We start from the raw sequence: 17,054 nt of genomic DNA on the forward strand, positions 1-17,054 counted from the left end.
CCGAAAACCCGCCACGGCGGGTTTTCTTTTGCCAGCTTTCCGCCAGCGACCCTCTTAGATGCCCCATGCATTAGAAACTGCAAACACCTTCCTTCCACCGCCACCAGGCGCCTCGCAGAATCTTCCGGATCCCCCGAAAAAGGACCTCCGATGAGCGCCACTCTTTCTTCAGCGATCCCTGCACAAGCCTCACAGGGCCACGAGCTCGACATCGTCCGCCAGGCCGGCCACATCGGCGCCGAGGTGCGCGGCGTGCGCCTTTCGGGCTCGCTGCAGCCCGAAGTGTTCGGCGCCATCAAGGCAGCGCTGCTGAAGCACAAGGTGCTCTTCTTCCGCGGCCAGCAGCACCTCGACGACGCCCAGCAGGAGGCTTTCGGGCGGCTGTGGGGCGAGTTGGTGCCGCACCCCACCGTGCCTTCGAAGGACGGCACGCGGCTGCTGGAGCTCGACTCCCGCCATGGCGGCCGCGCCAATTCGTGGCATACCGACGTGACCTTCGAGGTTGCCTATCCGCAAGTGTCGATCCTGCGCGCGGTGGTGATCCCGGCGTATGGCGGTGACACGGTCTGGGCCAACACGGTGGCGGCCTACGAGAGCCTGCCCGACGACCTGAAGGCGCTGGCCGACCGGCTGCGAGCCATCCACGGCAACGACTACGACTATGCCGCCGCTCGCTTGCCGGCCGATCTGGACGAGGAGGGCACGAAGCGCTACCGCGACGTCTTCACCCGCCGCCTGCTCGAAGCCGAGCATCCGGTGGTGCGCGTGCACCCCGAAACGGGCGAACGCAGCCTCGTGCTGGGCCATTTCGTGAAGCGGCTGGCCGGCCATTCGTCGCAGGACTCCGGCCATCTGCTGAGCGTCCTGCAAAGCCACGTGCACCGGCTCGAGAACACGGTGCGCTGGCGCTGGGCCCAGGGCGACGTCGCCATCTGGGACAACCGTGCCACGCAGCACTACGCGATCAACGACTACGGCGACCAGCACCGCGTGGTGCGCCGCGTGACCATCGCCGGCGACGTGCCGTACGGTGTGGACGGCACCAGGAGCGTGGACCTCACGGCACCGGCGGTGCGCGCCGCGGAGGCTGCCTGAGCCGTTCTTCTATAGATCGGATGGTTGTTAGGAATCGACTTTTCAGTTGTTTGAGCTTCGGCGCCCGGCTCCTACAGTGATGGTTATCGCCATCAAAGGCGTATCCAACGCACAACAGGAGCCTCACAGCATGTCAGTGGAAGTTGAAGAAGAAGTCATCGCCTTGCCCGAAGCCCTGGAACAGGCGCGCGCCTCGGCCGCCGAGAACAATCTGCCCTATGCCGGTGGCGTCAGGCCGCCGGTGGCCTGGGAACTGGTACAGAAGGGCCAGGCCGTGCTGGTCGACGTACGTTCCGGCGAAGAGCGCAAGTTCGTCGGCCACGTGTCCGGCAGCCAGCACGTGGCCTGGGCAACGGGTACGGCGCTCACGCGCAATCCGCGCTTCGTGCGCGAACTCGAGGCAAAGCTGGCGAAGGACGGCGGCAAGGAAGCCGTCGTGCTGCTGCTGTGCCGCAGCGGCAAGCGCTCCGCGCTGGCGGCCGAGGCGGCTGCCAAGGCCGGCTTCACGAACGTCTTCAATGTCCTCGAAGGTTTCGAGGGCGAGATCGACGAGCACCAGCACCGCGGCGGCTCGGACGGCTGGCGCTTCCACAGGCTGCCCTGGGTGCAGGACTGACGCCACCCCAAAAGACGTTCCCGGGAGAAAACATACATGGCCCATTTCGAGGTAAGCGACATCGTGCGCGCGCTGCACGGCGTGCGCGACGAATGGCGGGACTCGCAGCGCCGCTCGAGAGAGCCCGGCGCGCGAGAGTTTCCGTCGCGCGACGCGCTCGCGCAGATCGTCGAGTCGCTCAAGGGCGCGCTCTTTCCGATGCGGCTCGGTCCGCCGGACCTGCGCCACGAGAGCGAGGACTTCTATGTCGGCCATACGCTCGACGCCGCCCTGCAGGCGCTGCTCGTGCAGGCTCGGCTGGAGCTGAACTTCAACGCGCGCCACGAGCCGCGCCCCGCGAGCGAGATCGACGACACCGCTGCCGATGCCGTGCGGCGCTTCGCCAATGCGCTGCCGGGCCTGCGCCGCCTGCTCGACAGCGACGTGCTCGCCGCCTACCAGGGCGACCCGGCAGCACGCAGCGTCGACGAGGTGCTGCTGTGCTACCCCGGCGTGCTCGCGATGATCCACCACCGCCTCGCGCACGAGCTCTACAAGCTCGGGCTGCCGCTGCTGGCGCGCATCGTGGCCGAGCTGGCGCATGCGCAGACCGGCATCGACATCCACCCGGGCGCGCAGATCGACGCGGGCTTCTTCATCGACCACGGCACGGGCGTCGTGATTGGGGAGACGGCGGTCATCGGCAAGCGGGTGCGGCTGTACCAGGCCGTCACGCTGGGCGCCAAGCGCTTCCCGACCGACACCGACGGCAACCTGCAGAAGGGCCTGCCGCGCCATCCGGTGGTGGAAGACGACGTGGTCATTTATGCCGGCGCGACCATCCTCGGGCGGGTGACGCTCGGCAAGGGCGCGGTCATCGGCGGCAACGTGTGGATCACCGACGACGTGCCTCCGGGCGCGAGCGTCACCCAGGCAAGTTTGCAGAACGCACCGAAGACGGGAGGATCGGCATGAAGGCGTTTGTGGAAGACTTCGGCGTCACCATCCGGCAGCTGCGAGAGGACAGGGGCTGGTCGCAGGAAGAACTGGCAGAGCGGTCCGACCTGAACCGCTCCTACGTGGGCGAGGTGGAGCGCGGCCGCGTCATTCCATCGATCGTCACCGCGCAGAAGCTCGCGACCGCGCTGGGCATCAACATGGTCGGGCTGCTCATGCGCTGCGAGCAGCTGGAGCAGTCGCGTCTCGCGCGAAGGATCAACTTGGCGGCTATAGCCTGTTGAGGGAAAACCCGTGGCCGCCAGACACTGGCGGCCACTTTTTTCTCAACCACGAAAGCCCCGATCCATGAGCGCAACAGTTGGTGGTACCACCGCCCTTGGCGACAACGCCGCAAGACAGCTGGCCAATGCCACCAAGACAGTCCCCCAACTCGAGACCATCAGCCCGCGCTGGCTGACGCACCTGCTGCAGTGGGTGCCCGTGGAAGCAGGCATCTACCGCGTCAACAAGGTCAAGAACCCGGAAGCGATCAAGGTCACCTGCACCTCGCGCGAAGAAGAAAACCAGCTGCCGCGTACCTTCGTCGACTACGAAGAGAACCCGCGCGAGCACTACCTGAACGCCGTGAGCACCGTGCTCGACGTGCACACCCGCATCTCCGACCTCTACAGCAGCCCGCACGACCAGATCAAGGAGCAGCTGCGCCTGACGATCGAGACGATCAAGGAGAACCAGGAGAGCGAGCTCATCAACAACCCCGACTACGGCCTGCTGGCCCAAGTGTCGGAAGAGCAGCGCATCTTCCCGCTGACCGGCGCGCCCACGCCCGACGACCTCGACGAACTGCTGACCAAGGTCTGGAAGGAGCCCGCCTTCTTCCTCACGCACCCGCTGGCCATTGCCGCCTTCGGCCGCGAGGCCACGCGCCGCGGCACGCCGCCGCCGACGGTGAGCCTCTTCGGTTCGCAGTTCATCACCTGGCGCGGCATCCCGTTGATCCCGTCGAACAAGGTGCCGGTGGCCGATGGCAAGAGCAAGATCCTGCTCCTGCGCGTGGGCGACAAGCGCCAGGGCGTGGTGGGGCTGTTCCAGCCGGGGCTTTCGGGCGAGCAGGGCCCGGGCCTGTCGGTGCGCTTCATGGGCATCAACAACCATGCGATCGCGTCCTACCTGATCTCGCTGTACTGCTCGCTCGCGGTGCTGACCACCGACGCGCTGGCGGTGCTCGACGATGTCGAGATCGGCAAGTACCACGACTACGCCGATACCTACAAGTAAGCCGCTGTGAGCAGCACTCCTTCGATCCCGGGCGAGGCGCCGTTCGACCCGGCCATCCTCGCGCGCATGGCCAGCGCCATGTTCTCCGCATTGCCGGGCACGCCGCCCGACTCGGTGCCCGGCGTGGCGAGCGGGCTGGTGCCGGGCGCGCAGTTCCCTGCCAACGTCGCACCCGCGGGCTCTCCGTTGGCGAGCCCTGCCGGCTTCGGGCCCAGCGTGCCGGGCACGCCTTTCCCGCAAGGGCAGGTTCCGGGTGCCAACCTAGTACCCGCATCGCCCACGCAGCTGCCCTCGCTTGCGAACCGCGCACCGGCCCTGGTGCCGCATGCGGTGGCAGGCAACGGCGTGCCCGACAGCGTGCTCTCGGTGGCGCCGGCCTTCGAGCCGCGCTCGGGCGGCGTGGTGCAGGGCGTGCCGCAGCAGGCGAATGCGCCTTCCGCACCGCAGGCGGCCGCCTCACCGTTCTACTTCCTGAGCAACAGCTTCGGGCACCCCTCGGCCGGCGCGGCCTCCGCCGTGTCTGCGCCCGCGCAGGTCTTGCCTGCTCTCCCGCTTGCGGGAGAGGGCCGGGGCGAGGGCCAGCGGACGACGCAAGGTGCGGGGGGGCCCCTCACCCCAACCCACTCACCAGAGGTGAGAGCGAGCGAGCCCCAGTTCTACTTCGTCGACGCGGTGCGCCTGCCCAGCGGCTTCGTCACGCCGTTGAAGCCCGATCCGCGAGGCCCCAATGCCGTGCCGCTGGCCGGCAGCGGCCAGCATCCGCCCTTCGACATCCACGCCGTGCGGCGCGACTTCCCGATCCTGCAGGAGCGCGTGAACGGCAAGCAGCTCGTGTGGTTCGACAACGCGGCCACCACGCACAAGCCGCAGTCGGTCATCGACCGCATCTCGTACTTCTACGAGCACGAGAACTCCAACATCCACCGCGCGGCGCACGAATTGGCTGCGCGCGCCACCGACGCCTACGAAGGCGCGCGGGAGCGCGTGCGCAAATTCATCAATGCGCCCGAGGTGGAGGAAGTGATCTTCGTGCGCGGCACCACCGAGGCCATCAACCTGGTTGCCAAGAGCTGGGGCGGGCAGCACGTGGGCGAGGGCGACGAGATCGTCGTGTCGAACCTGGAGCACCACGCCAACATCGTGCCGTGGCAGCAGCTCGCGGCCGCCAAGGGCGCGAAGCTGCGCGTGATTCCGGTGGACGACTCGGGGCAGGTGCTGCTCGACGAGTACCGCAAGCTGCTGAACGACCGCACGAAGATCGTCGCCGTCACGCAGGTCTCGAACGCGCTGGGCACGGTGGTGCCGGTGAAGGAGATCGTCGAGCTGGCGCACCGCGCGGGCGCCAAGGCGCTGGTGGACGGCGCGCAGTCGGTCTCGCACATGCGCGTGGACGTGCAGGACATCGGCGCCGACTTCTTCGTCTTCTCCGGCCACAAGGTGTTCGGCCCGACGGGCATCGGCGTGGTGTGGGGCAAGCGCGAGGTGCTCGAAGACATGCCCCCGTGGCAGGGCGGCGGCAACATGATTGCCGACGTGACCTTCGAGAAGACGGTGTTCCAGCCGATCCCGAACAAGTTCGAGGCCGGCACCGGCAACATCGCCGACGCCGTGGGGCTGGGCGCCGCCATCGACTACGTCAACAAGATCGGCATCGAGAACATCGCGCGCTACGAGCACGACCTGCTCGTGTACGGCATGGCGCAACTCGGTGCGATTCCGGGGGTGCGGCTGATCGGCACGGCGGCCGACAAGGCCAGCGTGATGTCCTTCGTGCTCGACGGCTACACCACCGAGGAGGTGGGGCAGGCGCTGAACGAGGAGGGCATCGCGGTGCGCACGGGCCACCATTGCGCGCAGCCCATCCTGCGCCGCTTCGGCGTGGAGACCACGGTGCGGCCTTCGCTGGCGTTCTACAACACCTTCGACGAGATCGACCGCCTGGTGGCGGTGGTGCGCCGGCTGGCGTCGCAGCGGCGCGCGGGCTGAAGCCGGGTCAGTGCCGCGCAGCGAGGTGGCGGTCGAAGAAGGCCGTCACCTCGGCGTTGAATGCCTTGTGGAAGGCCGTGCGGTCGAAGCCGGGTGCGTCGCGGCAGATCTCGGCCTTGGCTTCGATCTGCGCCTGCGAGCACGGCGCGAGAAAGCCGTAGTGCTCGGCGTTCTCCGCCACGTGCCATTCGGGCGCGGCCGGCAGGCTGCTGCGGACCGCGGCGACGCTCTCCGGCGTGACGCCGTCGCCGCCGTAGGTGGAGGCCCAGAGCTCGATCGGGATCTTCACGTTCTTCAGGCCCTGGGCGTCGAAGAGCATGCCGAGCGGATCGGCGATCACGGCCGCCTTGATGCGTGCGTCGCGCGTCAGCGGCGTGGCGAGCAGTTCCTGGAAGCCCTGCTTCATCCATTCGCACGCCTTGCCTTCGGGCGCCGTTGCGCACGGGGATGAAGGCAGCGGCGGCAGCCGTTCGAAGTCCGGACGTGCGCCCGCAAGCACGAGGCCCGTGTAGCCGCCCCTGGAAAAACCGTAGAAGCCGATCCGCTCGGCCGCGATCCTGCCGTGCGCGGGCCACTTCTGGAGCATGTGGTCGATCAGCCGCTTGATGTCGGTGGTTCGCGTCGCCAGCGCGACGATTTTGTCGTCCGGGCCGCCGCGGAGCTGGGAGTTGTCTTGCGAATGGCTGATGGCCGCAACGATGAAGCCTGCGTCTGCGAGCGCTTGTGCCGTGTCGTGATGGCCGAGGAAGGAGCCGCCGTAGCCGTGCGAGATCACGACGAGCGGGAGCCGTTCGACGCCCGGCGGGAGCGGGCAGTCCGGCACGGCCTGGATCGTGGTGCGGCCGAGCTTGATCTCGCCCGCGGGCGCGGCGCAGGGTGTCCATATGGCGCCCTGCATCGCCGGGCCTTCGCGGTCGGCAGGTATCTCGATGGTGCTGATGCCGGCGGCATGGGCGAGCGCCGCCGAGAGGCATGCGGCAGCGAGGCAGAAGTGGCGGAGGAGATGGAGGAGGCGCATTCCCCCAGTGTGCGGCGCCAGCCCGTGGGTCGCTTAGCAGACTTTGCGGTCTTCGCAGGCTGCCGCGCTATGCTTGCGATTGTTAACAATATTGCCTGCCTTCGCATGTCCCTGTCCCAAGCTTCTTCTTCCGCCCCTCAGGCCGCCGACGAATCCTGCGACGTGCTGGTCGTCGGCGGAGGCCCCGCCGGCTCGACCATCGCCACGCTGCTGGCACGGCAGGGCCGCAAGGTGGTCCTGCTGGAGAAGGCGCATCACCCGCGCTTTCACATCGGCGAATCGCTGCTGCCCGCGAACGTGGAGCTGTTCGACAAGCTCGGCGTGCGCGACCAGGTCGAGAAGATCGGCATGCCCAAGTTCGGCATCGAGTTCGTCTCGCCTGAGCACGAACACCGCAGCTACGTGGAGTTCGGCGAGGGGCTGGACAAGTCGCTCGACTCCGCCTGGCAGGTGCGCCGCTCCGAACTCGACGAGCTCCTGTTCCGCAACGCTGCCACCTGCGGCGCGCAGGCCATCGAAGGCTGCAAGGTGCGCGACGTGGCCTTCGATGCCGACGGCGCCACGGTCCAGGCCGAGATGGACGACGGCGCGCGCCGCAGCTGGCGCGCCCGCTTCGTGGTCGACGCCACCGGCCGCGACACGCTGCTGGCCAACAAATTCCGCTGCAAGGAAAAGAACCCCGACCACAACAGCACCGCGCTCTTCGGCCACTTCACCAACGCCGAGCGGCTGGAAGGCAAGAAGGAAGGCAACATCAGCATCTGCTGGTTTCCGCACGGCTGGTTCTGGTTCATTCCGCTGGCCGACGGCACCACCAGCGTGGGCGCGGTCTGCTGGCCGTACTACCTGAAGACGCGCGACAAGCCGCTGAAGGACTTCTTCTACGACACCATCGCCACCTGCCCGGTGCTGGTGGACCGGCTGAAGAACGCCACGCTGGTGGACGACGCGGTCCACGCCACCGGCAACTTCTCGTACTCCAGCACGCACGCCACGGGCGAGCGCTACCTGATGCTGGGCGACGCCTTCACCTTCATCGATCCGATGTTCTCCTCGGGCGTGTACCTCGCGATGCACAGCGCCTTCGACGGTGCGGAGCTGGTGGCCACCGCGCTCGACCAGCCGCAGCGCCTGGCCGCGGCGCGCAAGGGCTTCGAGGCGATGATGCGCAAGGGCCCGCGCGAGTACTCGTGGTTCATCTACCGCGTGACCAACCCGACCATCCGCGACATGTTCATGCACCCGGGTAACCCATTCAGGGTGAAGGAGGGCCTGATGACGCTGCTGGCCGGAGACATCTACCGCGGCACGCCGATGCGCGGGCCCGTCGGCATGTTCAAGGTGCTGTACTACCTCATCTCCATCGGCAACATGCGGCGCACCTGGGAAGGCTGGAAGCGCCACCGCTTCAACATCCGCGACATGGGGATGCTGAAGGGCGAGACGATCCTCAAGTCGGACTGAGCGCCAGGGCCAGTGTCACCGCGTGGGCGGTGCCGGGTACGGGGCTGCTGAGCACGTCGATGCCCAGGTCGGCAAGCGTATCGGCCACGGGAGCCATCGAGGCCTGGGCCAGCACGACGACGTCGGCCTCGATTGCCGCCGCACGGATCGCGCCGGCCAGCGTCTCGATGTAGCGCGCGTGGGCTCCGGCTTCGAAATGCGGCCATGCGTCCTCTACGAACAGCAGGGTCGGCTGGACGGCGATTCCAGCGTCCTGTGCGGCGGAAAGAATCAGGGCCTTCGTAGGCGCCAGCGTGCTTTCGAGCGCTGCGGCGATCAGCACGCGAGGCCCGGTGCGAACGGCCTTGTCGGCCATGGCCCGGTCGATGCGCAGGGCTGTGAATGCATCGCCGGAGGGCGTGCGTTCCGCAATGGCGCCGATGGTCGAGCAGGTGCACACCACGACTTTCGCGCCGCCCGAGGCGGCTTCGTGCATGGCCTCGTTCACGCGGGCGATGAGGCCGGCGTCGTCGACGCCGGTGACGCGCGCGTCGGCCAGCAACTCCTCGCGCACCAGGTGGCGCACGCGCAGGTCGGGCTCGATTCGTCGCACCAGCCGCTCGAAGGTCGGCACATGGACCTGCGCCGTGTGCAGGAAGGCCAGTGCGTCTTTCATCAGATCCTCAGGCTGCTGCGGCAGCCTCGCGGGCGCGCCGTGCCTCGTAGGCCTTGAGGTGCACGTAGGCAGTGCGCAGCACGGTGGGTACCGTGGCATTGCCGGGCGCCGCGCGGCCCAGGAGGTCGCCGACGATGTGATCGGCCTCCACCGCCGCACCGCGCGCCATGTCCTTGTACATCGAGGCCGTCATCGGCGAGCCGGCGGCCGTGATGATGGCGCGGCCGCGCTGCACGGCGGCGGGGCGGGGCGCGAAGCCGTTGTGGGCGGCGATGGCGCAGCACTCGTCGAAGATCGACAGGGCAACGTCCTGGCCGCCTGCGGCCACGATGTCGCCGATGGAGGCGTGCATCAGGCTGGTGAGGCCGGCCGCCGAGGCGATGAAGACCCACTTCTCCCACATGTCCTGCGCGATGTTCTCGCTGGCCGTGGCGTCGAACTTCGCGCCGGCGAACTGCGCTGCGATGGCATCGACGCGCGCCGAGCGCCCGCCCGCGCGTTCGCCGAAGCTCAGGCCGTGCATGTCGTTGAGGTGCAGCACGCGGCCTTCGTCATCGAGGGTCGCGGAGATCATGCAAAGGCCGCCCAGCACGCGCTCGCTGCCGAAGCGCTCGGCCAGCCTGTCGACGTGGCTCATGCCGTTGAGCAGGGGGAGGATCACGGTGTCGGGGCCGACGGCCGGCGCGAAGGAGTTCATCGTCGAGTCGAGGTCGTAGGCTTTGCTGCCGACCACGATCACGTCGTACGGGCCGTCGATGCCGTCGGCCAGCACGTGCCTCGGCGCGGGCAGGCTCAGGTTGCCGAAGGGGCTCTGCACCACCAGCCCGGTCTTCGCGAGCTGGGCCGCGCGCCGCGGACGCAGCAGGAAGGTGACGTCGCGTCCCGCCTCCAGCAGACGGCCGCCGAAATAACCACCGAGTGCGCCGGCACCCACCACCAGAAATCTCATCGCGCTTCGCTCCTGTATCCGACAGTGAAAAAAGATCGGCCGCGATGATGCCCGGGATCGCCCGTGCGTGCTTCAGGCCGCGGTCTTCTCCAGCAGACGGCCGCGGGCAAAGGGCGAGAGGTCGAGCGTGGTGGCGCGGCCCAGCACATGATCCGCGATGGCGTCGCCGAGCCCGGCCGAGTGCTTGAAGCCGTGGCCCGAGCAGGCAGAGACGACGAGCAGGTTGGGCATGCCGTCGAGCGCGTCGATCACGAAGCGGCGATCGGGCGTCACGGTGTACATGCAGGCGCGCGCCTTCACGGCCCGGCCGTCGATCTGCGGAAAGCGGCCAGCCACGCGCTCGCGGTACATGGCGGCGCTTTCTTCCGCGCTCACGCTGCGGTCGATGGTGTCGGGCGTGGTGGCGTCCACGTACTGCTCGGTCGCGACCTTGAGCGCGGGCTGCGCCGGGTCGGAGGCCGGAAAGCCGTACATGTAGTCTTCCGGCCCGTCGCCGAACATCCAGATGAAGATGGGAAAGCGCCCCGGCGCGAAGTCGGCGGCGGCGCTGCCGGTGTCGAACCAGTGCATGACCTGCCGGTGCACGGAGAAGTCGGCCTGCCAGTCGGCGCGTGCCTGGGTGCCGAGGAAGGCGGGCAGCCATGCGCCGGCCGCGACCACTACGCGGCCGGCCGTGAAGCTCGCGGTGGCGGTGCGTACGCGCAGGACGTCGCCGTGGCCCACCGGCTCGACGGCCTCCACGCGTTCGCCGGTGAGCGTCTGTGCGCCCGATGCGCGCGCCACGGCGAGTTGCGCACCGATGGCTTCCTCGGGCCGCACGAAGCCGGCCTCGTGCTCGAAGTAGCCGATCTCGTCGCCCTGCAGCTTGAATTGCGGGAAGCGGGCGCGGATGCCGGCGGCGTCGAGTACTTCATGCGCGATGCCGAATCGTTCGGCGCAGGCGATGGTGCGGCGCACGAAGTCTGGCTTGCCGTGGTGTTCGGCGACACGGCCGCGCGGCGCGAGGATCAGGCCGCCGGTCGTGGTCATGAGCGGCTTGCCGGTGCGCTCTTCGAGCTCGCGCCAGATGGCGTGCGAGCGCTGCACGAAGGGCACGTATTCGTCGCCTTCGCCGACGGCCAGCCGCGTGATGCGGGAGTCGCCGTGCGAGGAGCCCAGGTCGTGCGGCGGGGAGAACTGGTCGATGCCCAGCACGCGCGCGCCGCGCTGCGAGAGCTGGTAGAGGGTGGCGGCGCCGAGTGCGCCGAGGCCGACGACGATGACGTCGTAGTGGGTGGATGAATCCGGGATTGACTGGGTCACTGATGCGTCCTGCGCCTGGATGAGAGCTTTGGATGGAAACGGAGCGAAACGGAACGTGTCATCTTGACGTCGTTCGGCCGTAAGCGGATGAACTTTTCCAGAAAAGGTCATGGGCGCTTCGCATAATCGCGTTCGTCATTTCCGACCCTCTCATCAAAGGAGCTTCACCCATGGCCCAGACCCGGATCGCCGTCATCGTCGGCAGCCTGCGCAAGGATTCGTTCAACCACAAGCTGGCCCTTGCGCTGGCGCACCTCGCGCCCTCGGACTTCACTTTTGAAAGCCTGCGCATCGACGACCTGCCGCTGTACAACCAGGACGACGACGGCAACCAGGCTGCTTCGGTGAAGCGTCTGAAGACCGAGATCGCGGCGGCCGACGGCCTGCTGTTCGTCACGCCCGAATACAACCGTTCCATTCCCGGCGTGCTGAAGAACGCCATCGACCACGCCTCGCGCCCCTACGGCCAGAGCGCCTGGGCCGGCAAGCCCGCCGGCGTGGTCGGCATCTCGGTCGGTGCCATCGGCACCGCGCTGGCGCAGCAGCACCTGCGCAACATCCTGGCCTACCTCGACGTGCCGACGCTGGGCGCTCCCGAAGTGTTCCTGCAAGCCAAGGACGACCTGTTCGACGACAAGGGCCACATCGGCAACGAAGGCTCGAAGAAGTTCCTGCAGGGCTGGATGGACAAGTACGTGGCATGGATCAAGAGCCACTCGGCCTGAGCTGCGCGTCCCACAAAGCAAAAAGCCGCCCTCGCCGGGCGGCTTTCTTGTTTGCGTGCAAGGCGCTCAGGCAGCGATTGCGGCGTTGCGCTGGTTCGCGGCTTCGGCCGTCGCCACCAGGATGTCCGCGCGGGCCGATGCCAGGGCGCTGTTGCGGGCTTCGTCGCCCATCGCCACGCCTTCGGCGCGCACGATGCGAACGTCGGTGATGCCGAAGAAGCCGAAGACTGCCTTGAGGTAGCTCTCCTGGTGTTCCATGGCCTGGCCGCCTTCGCTGGTCGAGTAGACGCCGCCGCGGCTGGAGGCCACGATGATGGTCTTGCCGCCGGCCAGGCCCACGGGGCCCTTGTCGGTGTACTTGAAGGTGCGGCCGACCTGGCCGAGGCGGTCGATCCAGGCCTTGAGCTGCGTCGGGATCGAGAAGTTGTAGAAGGGCGTGCCGATGACGACCACGTCCGAGGCCAGGAACTGGCTCACGAGCTTTTCGGACAGGGCGTTTTCACGCGCCTGGGCTTCGGTGGGCTGGGCTTGCACGCCGACCTTGATGCCCAGCGCGTCGGCGCTGAAGTGCGAGGGGGCGTCCACGGCCAGGTCGAGGTACTCGACGGCGGTGTCGGGATGGGCGGCACGCCATGCGGTCACGATCTCGGCCGAGAGTAGGCGCGAGGTCGAGTTGGTGCCGAGGATGCTGGAGTCGATATGGAGCAGCTTCATTTCAATCAATCACTTTCTGTGTTGGCTGTCGGCACTGAAGATGGCCGGCGGATGGAAGAATTCTATTTTTCGACCGAGTGATCGATAAGTAACCAAAATTTGGCTACATCGTTCTATCTGCAGGACAATGACCCTATGCAAGACCTCAACGACATGGTTTTCTTCGCCGAGGTGGCCGAGCGCGGCGGCTTCGCGGCCGCCAGCCGGGCGATGGGCATTCCCAAGTCGCGCCTCTCGCGCCGCGTGGCGGAACTGGAAGAGCGCCTTGGCGTGCAACTGATGCAGCGCAGCACCCGGCGGCTGTCGCTCACGCCGGCCGGCGAGATCTACCTGCGGCACGCCTCCGCCATGCGCGACGCGGCTCAGGCGGCGGCCGAGGCGGTGGCGCAGGTGCAGACCGAGCCCAGCGGGCTGGTGCGGCTGAGCTGCCCGGTCACCATCGCGCACAGCGGGCTGGCCCAGCTCATGCCGGTGTTCATGGAGCGCTACCCGGCGGTGCGCATCGACATGAAGGTGATCAACCGTCCCGTCGACCTGATCGAGGAGGGCATCGACATTGCGCTGCGCGTGCGCCCGGTCATCGAAGACAGCACGGTGCTGGTCGCCAAGACCTTCGGCTACAGCCGCGGCGTGCTGGCGGCGAGCCCTGAACTGCTGAAGCGGTACGGGCCGGTGCAGACGGTGGCCGACCTGGGCAAGCTGCCCACGGCGTCCATGTCGGTCAACGGGGACGGGCGCAGCGACTGGCGGCTGGAGGGCCCGAACGGCGAGAGCCTCGTCCATTCGCACACGCCCCTGTACGTGGCGGACGATCTCGCCACGCTGCAGTTCGGGGCGATCGGGGGCGTTGGCGCCACGATGCTGCCCGACTACATGTGCCGCGCCGATATGGAAGCGGGCCGGCTGGTGCGCCTGCTGCCGGGCTGGGGGCCGCCGCCGGTGATCGCGCACATGGTGTTTCCGGCGCGGCGGGCGTTGGTGCCGGCGGTGCGAAAGCTGATCGATTTCCTGATGGAGCACCTGCAGAACGAGGACATGCGGATGTTCTAGCCAGGGGGCCGGATCGCTTCGTTATGCGGAAAACGTCATATCCAAACAAGCAGATATTCGTTTGGCATTGAAGCAAGGGTTCGCACAATCCACGACTCTCATCCAATCCAGGAGCGACCATGGCTACTCTGCGTCTAGGCGACACCGCCCCCAATTTCACCCAGGATTCGAGCGAAGGCCCCATCGACTTCTACCAGTGGGCCGGCGATTCGTGGGTCGTGTTCTTCTCGCACCCCGCCGACTTCACCCCCGTTTGCACCACCGAACTGGGCAAGACCGCGGCGCTGTCGGGCGAATTCGCCAAGCGCGGCGTGAAGCCCATCGCGCTGAGCGTGGACCCGGCCACCAAGCACAAGGAGTGGATCGGCGACATCAACGACACGCAGAACACCACGGTCAACTTCCCCATCATCGCGGACGCCGACCGCAAGGTGTCCGACTTGTACGACCTGATCCACCCGAACGCCTCGGCCACCGCCACCGTGCGCAGCGTGTTCATCATCGACCCGAAGAAGGTGATCCGCACCACCATCACCTACCCGGCGTCCACCGGCCGCAACTTCGACGAGATCCTGCGCGTCATCGACTCGCTGCAGCTCACCGACAGCCACAAGGTCGCCACCCCCGTGAACTGGAAGGACGGCGACGACGTGGTCATCATCCCGGCCATCCAGGACCCGGCCGAGCTCGCCGAGCGCTTCCCCAAGGGCTTCAAGGCCGTGCGCCCGTACCTGCGCATCACGCCGCAGCCGAACAAGTAAGCGGGCAAGGGAGGCAGCGCCGTCATGCAGACTCGCGTCGTCATAGTGCCCGGCTGGCGTGACTCCGGGCCCGGCCACTGGCAGAGCCTGTGGGAGGAGCGCATCCCGGGCGCCGCGCGCGTGGTTCAGGACGACTGGGCCTCGCCCAAGCGCGATGCCTGGGTTCCGGCGCTCGCCAAGCTGGTGCTAGAGCAGCCCGGCCCGGTGGTGATCGCCGCGCACAGCCTCGGCTGCATCGCCACGGCGCACCTGCCGGCCGAGGCTGCGGCCCGCATCCAGGGCGCGCTGCTGGTGGCGCCGGCCGACCCCGAGCGCCGCGCCGTGCTCTCCGATTTCGCCCCCGTGCCGTATGCCGCGCTGCCGTACCGCAGCATCGTGGTGGCCAGCAGCAACGATCCGTACTGTCCGATCCGCCTGGCGGGCGCGTATTCGCGCGCCTGGGGAAGCGAGTTCGTCCGGATGCAGAATGCGGGCCACATCAACATCGATTCGGGGCACGGGGACTGGCCGCTGGGCCTGGCTTTGCTCCAGTCGCTGACCGACGAGCCCGCCGCGTGGTCGGCGGGCCGTGAATTTTCAGAAAACCTGGCAACCACATGAATTCCAGAATCAAGACCTTCGCCGCCGTGCTCGCGCTGGCGTCCTCCGCACTCGCCGGCAGCACCGCCTTCGCACAGGGCACCGGGCTGCTGAACGCCTCCTACGACGTGGCGCGCGAGTTCTACAAGGACTACAACGCGGCCTTCGTGGCGCACTACAAGAAGGCGACCGGCAAGGACGTGAAGATCGACCAGTCGCACGGCGGCTCCAGCGCGCAGGCCCGCGCGGTGGCGGACGGCCTCGACGCCGACGTGGTCACGATGAACACATCCACCGACATCGACTTCCTGGCCAGTGCCGGCGTGGTCGCGAAGGACTGGAACAAGAAATTCCCGGAGAACGCAGCGCCGACCACGTCGACCATGCTGTTCCTGGTGCGCAACGGCAACCCCAAGGGCATCAAGGACTGGGACGACCTGGTCAAGCCCGGTGTGCAGGTCGTGATCGTCAACCCCAAGACCGGCGGCAACGGCCGCTACGCCTACCTGGCTGCCTGGGGCTACGTCAAGAAGAAGGGCGGCACCGACGCCCAGGCCGCCGAGTTCGTCGGCAAGCTGTTCAAGAACGTGCCGGTGCTGGCACGCGGCGGCCGCGACGCGACCACCGCCTTCCTGCAGCGCAACATCGGCGACGCGCTGATCACCTTCGAGTCGGAAGTGGTCTCCATCGACCGCGAATTCGGGACCGGCAAGGTCGATTCGGTCTACCCGTCGATCAGCATCGTGGCCGAGAACCCGGTGGCCGTGGTCGAGCGCACCGTCGCCAAGAAGGGCACCGGCGAACTCGCCAAGGCGTACCTCGACTGGCTGTATTCCGAAGAGGCGCAGGAAATCGCCGCCAAGCACGCGCTGCGCCCGCGCTCGCAGACGGTGCTCAAGAAGTACGCCTCGACCTTCAAGCCGCTGCAGCTCTTCACGGTGCAGGAACTCTTCGGCAGCCTCGGCGAAGCACAGAAGGTGCACTTCAATGACGGCGGCCAGTTCGACAAGCTGTATACGCCTGGCGGTAAGTAAATGAGCGGCGCTGTTTCTTCGGCGCTCCCGTCGGCGGGAGCGCCTTTTTCTCGTGCCAACCGGGCAGGCGGCGCCAAGCGCGTGCTGCCCGGTTTCCACATCACGCTCGGCTTCTCGATTCTTTATCTGAGCCTGATCGTGCTGATCCCGCTGTCGGCGCTGGTCTTCAAGACCTTCACGCTGAGCTGGGAGCAGTTCTGGGTGGCCGTGACCGCACCTCGCGTGATGGCTTCCTACCGGCTGACCTTCGGCGCATCGCTGATCGCGGCCATCGTCAATGCGGTGTTCGGCCTGCTGGTGGCCTGGGTGCTGGTGCGCTACAAGTTTCCGGGCAAGCGCATCGTCGACGCGCTGGTCGACCTGCCTTTCGCGCTGCCCACGGCCGTGGCAGGCATCTCGCTGACGGCGCTGCTCGCGGGCAACGGCTGGGTCGGGCAACTGCTGGAGCCGCATGGCATCAAGCTGGCGTTCACGCCGGCGGGCGTGGTCATTGCGCTGATCTTCATCGGGCTGCCCTTCGTGGTGCGCACGGTGCAGCCGGTGCTCGAAGACGCCGAGAAGGAACTGGAAGAAGCGGCTACATCGCTCGGCGCGACGCGGCTGCAGACCTTCACCAAGGTGATCTTCCCATCCATCGCGCCGGCGCTGCTGACGGGCTTTGCCATGGCCTTCGCGCGCGCCATCGGCGAGTACGGCTCGGTGATCTTCATCGCCGGCAACATGCCGATGATCTCGGAGATCACGCCGCTCATCATCATCGGCAAGCTGGAGCAGTACGACTACGCGGGTGCCACCGCCGTCGCACTGGTGATGCTGGTCATTTCCTTCCTGCTGCTGCTGGTCATCAACGGCCTGCAGGCCTGGCAGCGTCGCCGCTCGGGGAGCTGAC

General features: G+C 67.5%; 18 protein-coding genes. 13 read left to right on the top strand and 5 right to left on the bottom strand.

The window, feature by feature from the left end:
• Nucleotides 1-150: 150 nt before the first annotated feature.
• The 6 genes from ACHMXA_RS17310 (at nt 151) to ACHMXA_RS17335 (ending at nt 5,914) form a co-directional block, all read left to right on the top strand.
• A complete protein-coding gene (locus ACHMXA_RS17310) occupies nt 151-1,095 on the top strand; it encodes a TauD/TfdA dioxygenase family protein (protein WP_395315945.1) in 945 nt (314 codons plus the stop codon).
• A 130-nt stretch (nt 1,096-1,225) separates the two neighbouring features.
• Complete coding sequence (locus ACHMXA_RS17315) at nt 1,226-1,711, top strand: rhodanese-like domain-containing protein (RefSeq protein ID WP_395315946.1); 486 nt, start codon at nt 1,226-1,228, stop codon at nt 1,709-1,711.
• A 36-nt stretch (nt 1,712-1,747) separates the two neighbouring features.
• Nucleotides 1,748-2,665 carry a serine O-acetyltransferase EpsC gene (epsC, locus tag ACHMXA_RS17320; RefSeq protein WP_176663870.1) on the top strand — a complete coding sequence of 306 codons (918 nt, stop codon included), beginning with the start codon at nt 1,748-1,750 and terminating at the stop codon, nt 2,663-2,665.
• The gene (locus ACHMXA_RS17325; protein ID WP_093195396.1) at nt 2,662-2,931 is read left to right on the top strand and encodes a helix-turn-helix transcriptional regulator; all 270 of its coding nucleotides are present in this window, start codon (nt 2,662-2,664) and stop codon (nt 2,929-2,931) included. Before epsC ends, ACHMXA_RS17325 begins: the two co-directional genes overlap by 4 nt.
• Nucleotides 2,932-2,995: 64 nt before the next feature.
• Entirely contained in the window at nt 2,996-3,928 is a 933-nt protein-coding gene (locus tag ACHMXA_RS17330) for a family 2A encapsulin nanocompartment shell protein (protein ID WP_176663871.1), read from the top strand.
• A gap of 66 nt (nt 3,929-3,994) precedes the next feature.
• Nucleotides 3,995-5,914 carry a family 2A encapsulin nanocompartment cargo protein cysteine desulfurase gene (locus tag ACHMXA_RS17335; RefSeq protein ID WP_395321310.1) on the top strand — a complete coding sequence of 640 codons (1,920 nt, stop codon included), beginning with the start codon at nt 3,995-3,997 and terminating at the stop codon, nt 5,912-5,914.
• Nucleotides 5,915-5,921: 7 nt separating this feature from the next.
• Here ACHMXA_RS17335 and ACHMXA_RS17340 read toward each other — a convergent pair whose 3' ends face one another.
• Nucleotides 5,922-6,932, bottom strand: a complete 1,011-nt coding sequence (locus ACHMXA_RS17340; protein WP_395315947.1) for an alpha/beta hydrolase family protein — start codon at nt 6,930-6,932, stop codon at nt 5,922-5,924.
• 105 nt (nt 6,933-7,037) lie between these two features.
• On the opposite strand from ACHMXA_RS17340, the gene ACHMXA_RS17345 reads away from it, so the two are divergent.
• A complete protein-coding gene (locus ACHMXA_RS17345; RefSeq protein WP_395315948.1) occupies nt 7,038-8,396 on the top strand; it encodes an FAD-dependent oxidoreductase in 1,359 nt (452 codons plus the stop codon).
• On the opposite strand, the gene ACHMXA_RS17350 is transcribed toward ACHMXA_RS17345, so the two are convergent.
• The 3 genes from ACHMXA_RS17350 to solA all read right to left on the bottom strand — a co-directional run bounded on the left by ACHMXA_RS17350 (nt 8,383) and on the right by solA (nt 11,302).
• Nucleotides 8,383-9,051, bottom strand: a complete 669-nt coding sequence (locus ACHMXA_RS17350) for an Asp/Glu/hydantoin racemase (protein ID WP_395315949.1) — start codon at nt 9,049-9,051, stop codon at nt 8,383-8,385. The genes ACHMXA_RS17345 and ACHMXA_RS17350 overlap by 14 nt on opposite strands.
• 7 nt (nt 9,052-9,058) lie before the next feature.
• A complete protein-coding gene (gene panE / locus ACHMXA_RS17355; RefSeq protein WP_395315950.1) occupies nt 9,059-10,000 on the bottom strand; it encodes a 2-dehydropantoate 2-reductase in 942 nt (313 codons plus the stop codon).
• Between the two features lie 72 nt (nt 10,001-10,072).
• Nucleotides 10,073-11,302: an N-methyl-L-tryptophan oxidase gene (solA, locus tag ACHMXA_RS17360; protein ID WP_395315951.1), complete on the bottom strand. Its 1,230-nt coding sequence runs from the start codon at nt 11,300-11,302 to the stop codon at nt 10,073-10,075.
• A gap of 170 nt (nt 11,303-11,472) precedes the next feature.
• Here solA and ACHMXA_RS17365 point away from each other — a divergent pair, with 170 nt between their 5' ends.
• Nucleotides 11,473-12,027 carry an NADPH-dependent FMN reductase gene (locus ACHMXA_RS17365; RefSeq protein ID WP_176663877.1) on the top strand — a complete coding sequence of 185 codons (555 nt, stop codon included), beginning with the start codon at nt 11,473-11,475 and terminating at the stop codon, nt 12,025-12,027.
• 66 nt (nt 12,028-12,093) lie between these two features.
• Here the strand turns inward: ACHMXA_RS17365 and ACHMXA_RS17370 are convergent, their stop codons facing one another.
• The gene (locus ACHMXA_RS17370; protein ID WP_176663878.1) at nt 12,094-12,741 is read right to left on the bottom strand and encodes an FMN-dependent NADH-azoreductase; all 648 of its coding nucleotides are present in this window, start codon (nt 12,739-12,741) and stop codon (nt 12,094-12,096) included.
• A gap of 135 nt (nt 12,742-12,876) precedes the next feature.
• Between ACHMXA_RS17370 and ACHMXA_RS17375 the strand changes: the two genes are divergently transcribed.
• The 5 genes from ACHMXA_RS17375 to cysT all read left to right on the top strand — a co-directional run bounded on the left by ACHMXA_RS17375 (nt 12,877) and on the right by cysT (nt 17,053).
• On the top strand, nt 12,877-13,791 hold the full coding sequence (locus ACHMXA_RS17375) for a LysR family transcriptional regulator (RefSeq protein WP_395315952.1): 915 nt from the start codon (nt 12,877-12,879) through the stop codon (nt 13,789-13,791).
• A gap of 119 nt (nt 13,792-13,910) precedes the next feature.
• Nucleotides 13,911-14,552: a peroxiredoxin gene (locus ACHMXA_RS17380; RefSeq protein WP_125950766.1), complete on the top strand. Its 642-nt coding sequence runs from the start codon at nt 13,911-13,913 to the stop codon at nt 14,550-14,552.
• Between the two features lie 24 nt (nt 14,553-14,576).
• On the top strand, nt 14,577-15,152 hold the full coding sequence (locus ACHMXA_RS17385; protein WP_176663880.1) for an alpha/beta hydrolase: 576 nt from the start codon (nt 14,577-14,579) through the stop codon (nt 15,150-15,152).
• Nucleotides 15,149-16,165: a sulfate ABC transporter substrate-binding protein gene (locus ACHMXA_RS17390; protein WP_176663881.1), complete on the top strand. Its 1,017-nt coding sequence runs from the start codon at nt 15,149-15,151 to the stop codon at nt 16,163-16,165. The genes ACHMXA_RS17385 and ACHMXA_RS17390 overlap by 4 nt, the downstream gene beginning before the upstream one ends.
• The gene (gene cysT, locus ACHMXA_RS17395; protein WP_395315953.1) at nt 16,166-17,053 is read left to right on the top strand and encodes a sulfate ABC transporter permease subunit CysT; all 888 of its coding nucleotides are present in this window, start codon (nt 16,166-16,168) and stop codon (nt 17,051-17,053) included.
• The last annotated feature ends 1 nt before the right edge of the window (nt 17,054 follow it).

It is taken from the genome of Variovorax sp. UC74_104 (genome assembly GCF_044055375.1).
In the GTDB taxonomy this organism is placed as follows: domain Bacteria; phylum Pseudomonadota; class Gammaproteobacteria; order Burkholderiales; family Burkholderiaceae_C; genus Variovorax.

Excerpts from the sequence above, each read along its gene's own strand:
- epsC (WP_176663870.1), top strand. The coding sequence starts at position 1,748 with ATGGCCCATTTCGAGGTAAGCGACATCGTGCGCGCGCTGCACGGCGTG.
- ACHMXA_RS17310 (WP_395315945.1), top strand. The coding sequence starts at position 151 with ATGAGCGCCACTCTTTCTTCAGCGATCCCTGCACAAGCCTCACAGGGC.
- ACHMXA_RS17390 (WP_176663881.1), top strand. The coding sequence starts at position 15,149 with ATGAATTCCAGAATCAAGACCTTCGCCGCCGTGCTCGCGCTGGCGTCC.
- ACHMXA_RS17315 (WP_395315946.1), top strand. The coding sequence starts at position 1,226 with ATGTCAGTGGAAGTTGAAGAAGAAGTCATCGCCTTGCCCGAAGCCCTG.
- ACHMXA_RS17335 (WP_395321310.1), top strand. The coding sequence starts at position 3,995 with ATGGCCAGCGCCATGTTCTCCGCATTGCCGGGCACGCCGCCCGACTCG.
- ACHMXA_RS17385 (WP_176663880.1), top strand. The coding sequence starts at position 14,577 with ATGCAGACTCGCGTCGTCATAGTGCCCGGCTGGCGTGACTCCGGGCCC.
- ACHMXA_RS17350 (WP_395315949.1), bottom strand. The coding sequence starts at position 9,051 with ATGAAAGACGCACTGGCCTTCCTGCACACGGCGCAGGTCCATGTGCCG.
- cysT (WP_395315953.1), top strand. The coding sequence starts at position 16,166 with ATGAGCGGCGCTGTTTCTTCGGCGCTCCCGTCGGCGGGAGCGCCTTTT.
- ACHMXA_RS17365 (WP_176663877.1), top strand. The coding sequence starts at position 11,473 with ATGGCCCAGACCCGGATCGCCGTCATCGTCGGCAGCCTGCGCAAGGAT.
- panE (WP_395315950.1), bottom strand. The coding sequence starts at position 10,000 with ATGAGATTTCTGGTGGTGGGTGCCGGCGCACTCGGTGGTTATTTCGGC.
- ACHMXA_RS17370 (WP_176663878.1), bottom strand. The coding sequence starts at position 12,741 with ATGAAGCTGCTCCATATCGACTCCAGCATCCTCGGCACCAACTCGACC.
- ACHMXA_RS17325 (WP_093195396.1), top strand. The coding sequence starts at position 2,662 with ATGAAGGCGTTTGTGGAAGACTTCGGCGTCACCATCCGGCAGCTGCGA.
- ACHMXA_RS17375 (WP_395315952.1), top strand. The coding sequence starts at position 12,877 with ATGCAAGACCTCAACGACATGGTTTTCTTCGCCGAGGTGGCCGAGCGC.
- ACHMXA_RS17345 (WP_395315948.1), top strand. The coding sequence starts at position 7,038 with ATGTCCCTGTCCCAAGCTTCTTCTTCCGCCCCTCAGGCCGCCGACGAA.
- ACHMXA_RS17330 (WP_176663871.1), top strand. The coding sequence starts at position 2,996 with ATGAGCGCAACAGTTGGTGGTACCACCGCCCTTGGCGACAACGCCGCA.
- ACHMXA_RS17380 (WP_125950766.1), top strand. The coding sequence starts at position 13,911 with ATGGCTACTCTGCGTCTAGGCGACACCGCCCCCAATTTCACCCAGGAT.
- ACHMXA_RS17340 (WP_395315947.1), bottom strand. The coding sequence starts at position 6,932 with ATGCGCCTCCTCCATCTCCTCCGCCACTTCTGCCTCGCTGCCGCATGC.